Annotated in this window: 1 protein-coding gene; it reads right to left on the bottom strand. The window is 69.2% G+C overall.

Annotation, left to right across the window (positions count from 1 at the left end; translation table 11 throughout):
* On the bottom strand, positions 1-3943 hold a 3943-nt coding region (locus tag G9H71_RS18110), incomplete at both ends, for a ThuA domain-containing protein (RefSeq protein ID WP_166284197.1).

The raw sequence follows: 3943 nt of genomic DNA on the forward strand, positions 1-3943 counted from the left end.
CGGTGGCGACCGTCACCTGGGTCCCGAAGGCCTGCCAGGCCTCGGCCTCCTGGAAGCGCTGCTGGATCGCGACCTGGCCGATGCCGGTGAGGCCGCCGTTGTCGGTGTAGGACGCGCTGAACGCTCCGTAGAGGTGCCCACCGGCGTGGTCGGCCTGCGCCGCGGTCGTCTGGTAGACGCCGGAGCAGCCGGTGAACGAGCCCTCACCGTGGCCGTGGGTGTCGTGTCCGAGCACGAAGGTCACCTGGACACGGCTGCAGTCGATGGCGCCGTCCTGCGGGTCGGTCACCGTGACCGACCAGGCGACGCGGTCACCGAAGCTGAAGAAGCCGCCGTTCGTGGGCGTGGTCACCGTCACGGTGGGCGCCGTGTTGCCGACGGTCACCGTGACCGTCGTCGAGCCGCTCTCGCCGGCTGCGTTGGTCACGGTCAGGCGGGCCGTGCGGGTGCCGTTCGTCGTGTACGTGAACGTCGGGTTGGCCTCGGTGGAGTCCCTCGTGCCGTTGCCGTCGAAGTCCCACGCGTAGGTCAGGACGCCGCCGGTCGGCTCCGTGGAGCCGGCGCTGGAGAACTGGACCGTGAGCGGGGCGACGCCGGAGGACGGCGTGGCCGACGCGACAGCCGTCGGGGCCTGCGCGCCCTTGTACTCGAAGCGGACGAGCTTCGCGTCCGGGTTGGCCCGGAAGTAGCCGTCGCCGTAGGTCATGAGGTAGAGGGCGCCGTCCGGCCCGAACTCCATGTCCATGTCGCCGTCACAGACGAACGGCTGCGTCGGGCTCGTCGTCTCGCCACACGGCAGCGAGTTGTTGATCTTCAGCACATTGCCCGAGGAATCGAGGCTGACCTCACGCAGCCAGTCGCGCGTGAACTCGCCGATGAAGAACTTCTTGTCGAAGTACTCCGGGAACTTCGTCGGGCTGGCGAGGTCGGGGTCGTAGTTGTAGGGAGCCGTGCCCTGCGGGCCGACGCCGCCGGTGCCCAGCTCGGGGAAGAGCTGCGGGCAGCGGGCCGTGCCGGAGCCGTTGTAGTAGGCGAAGCACGGGGTCCCGAGCGGGTTCGCCGGGTTGTTGTCCTGGTACGAGTACCAGATCTGCGGGTTGGTGATGCGCGGCGTGGTGACCCGGCCGGTGTTCCAGATGGACGTGTTGTCCGGGCCCTGCGTCGTGCGGCCGCAGTTGTGCGTCTGCGGCGGGTCCTGCAGCGGCGTGGAGGTGTTGAAGTTCCACTGGTAGTACGGCAGGTCGGTGCGGTAGCAGAGCGGCCAGCCGTAGTTCGCCGGCGCGCGCACGACCTCGACGCGTCCGGTGCCCGCCGGCCCGCGGAAGTTCTGCGGGGTCTGGGAGTCGGGCGAGTAGTCCGTCACGTAGGCGACGTCGAACTTGTCCAGCGTGATGCGGAACGGGTTGCGGAAGCCCATCGCGTAGATCTCGGGACGGGTCTGGTTGGTCGTGTCGGCCGCCTCGGGGAAGAGGTTGTCGGCCGGCGAGGTGTAGCTGCCGTTCTCGTTGACCTTGATGCGCAGCACCTTGCCGCGCAGGTCGTTGGTGTTCAGCGAGGAGCGACGGGCGTCGGTGAAGGGGGCGTTGAAGTGGTTGCCCTCTTGCGACGTTCCCACCGGGGCCGTCGCGGCCGTTGTGCCCGTCGTGGTCAGCGCGGTGGCGTCCGTCGTGAGCTGCGCGACGTTCGTCATGGAGTACTGGCCCCGGAAGTTGACCGAGATGTTGCCGGTGCTCGCGTTGTTGCCCGAGACGACGACGTCACCCGGCTCGACGTTGCTGAGCGCCTCGAGCGCAGAGGTGACCGCGGCGGCGTTGGCGTTGTAGGCGATCGGCGCCGTGGTCTGGCCGTTGAACGTGATGGTGAAGGTGCCGCCGGAAGCGTTCAGCGAGCGGACCGTCTGCGTCTCGTTCGTCTTCATGTCGTTGAACGGGCCGAAGCCGCCGGAGTTGCCGGCGCCCGCGGGGGTGTCGTCACCCGTCACGAGCCAGAGGTTGTTCTGCGAGTCGAAGTCGATGTCGCCGGCGACGTGGCAGCACGCCCCGCGGTTGACCTCGACCTTCATGATCTTCTGCTCGGACGCGGTGTCGAGGCGAGCAGCATTGCCGCCGGAGGCCTCGACGAGCTTGAAGCGGCTGAGCTGGAAGTAGCCCTGCCACACGTCCCACGCGTCCCGCGAGGCGGCGGTGTTGGGCGCAGCGCCAGCCGGCGTCTGACCGGTGGCCGGGTCGCCGAAGGGCTTGCCGGTGATCTCGGAGACGCCCTCCATCTGGACGGGGGCGTAGTAGAGGTAGACCCACTTGTTGTTGGCGAAGTCGTTGTCGACCGCTGGGCCGTACATGCCGTCCTCGTTGACGGTGTACTGCGGGATGTTCGCGATGACCGTGTTGGTTCCGGCCTTCGGGTCGATCAGGCGGACCCGGCCCTCACGGGAGGTCTGCACGACGCGGCCGTCGGGCAGCACGTTGAAGCCGACGGGCTCGCCGAGCTGGGTGGTGTCGTTCTGGTTGCTCGCCAGCACCGTCTGGGTGAAGTTGGAGACCACGGTGGCGCCGCAGTCACCCAGCCCGCCCGTCGCCCAGGAGAGGGCGCCGGCGAGAGAGCTGCGGAAGAACTGGTTGGAGTAGGCGGCGGCGCTCAGGCCGAGGCCCGTGTAGAGCGAGCGCCCGCCCTGGAAGTCCTGGCACCACATGATCGGGTGGTCGATGCCCATGGTCCCGCCACCGGCGGTCAGCGTGGACTCGTCGAGGGTGGCGAGCACGTGCTGCTTGCCCCGGACGTTGGCCGCGAAGTTGTACCAGGCCTCGTTCCACTTGACGCCGGTCTGGCCGACGTTGGTCGTGGTGCCCAGGCTGTGGTTCCAGCGCTCCGGCAGACCCGCGGAGGCGGGGTGGATGCGGTCCACGGCCTTGACGACGCCCGGACCGGACGGGGTCATCCCGCTGGCGCGGGTGCCCAGCAGGTTCGTGAAGAACTGCCAGTCGGTCTCGGTCTCGACCGCGGAGCCGACACCGACGAAGCCGCCGCCGGCGCGGATGTAGGCCTCGAACGCCGCCTGCTGGGCGTCGTCGAGGACGTCACCGGAGGTGTTGAGGAAGACGACGGCGTCGTACTCCTCGAGACCCTCGGCGGTGAAGCGTCCCGCGTCCTGCGTGACGTCGACCTCGAACCCGACCTGGGTGCCGAGCGCGGTCAGCGCCTCCTGGCCGGCGGACAGGGTGCCGGGGTACTTCGCGCCCGCCTGCTTGGCGAAGGCGAGGACCTTGAACTCGGTGGCGTTGCGCGCCTGCAGCGTCCCGATCAGGTCGCGCGCCATGTCGATGAGCTCGTTGCGCAGCGCGATGTCGTCCGCGTCGCCCTTGATCTGGTTGGTGGCGCGAGCGATGAACTGCTCGAGGAAGGCGATCGCCTGGTCCTCCGAGCCGTTCGTGTAGGCGGTGCGCGCCCGGCTCAGCCGGTCGGAGATGCTCGCCGAGGCCGCGCTGCCGAGGTCGCCCGCCGAGGTGGCGGCGGCGATGCGGTCGGTGAGCTCGCGGAACGAGGTGCAGTTGCCCTCGGCCACGCCGGCGGTCCACTCGATGCCGCCGAGGATGTTCTTGAGGAAGCGCGGGTCCGTGTAGGAGACCTCGGTGTGGCCCATGCCCTGGTAGAAGGACCGGCCGCCCTCGAAGTTCTGACACCACGAGATCGGGTGGTCCGCGCCCATGGCCTGAGCGTTGTTGACGTACGTCGCCTCGGTCAGCGTCTGCAGCACGTGCACGCTGGGCCGGGGGTTGACGTTGAAGTTGTAGAGCTCGTCCGTTCGCGACCACAGCGCCGGCAGGCCCTCGGTGGACGGGTGCGTCTGGTCCTCGGTGCGGACCTGCACCGGGGTCGTGCCGTTCGGGTGGCTGACGAAGCGCGCCCCGCCGCCGGTGAGCTGGCCGTACCACGGCACCGTGTGCAT

The sequence above is a fragment of the Motilibacter deserti genome (genome assembly GCF_011250635.1).
GTDB lineage: Bacteria > Actinomycetota > Actinomycetes > Motilibacterales > Motilibacteraceae > Motilibacter_A > Motilibacter_A deserti.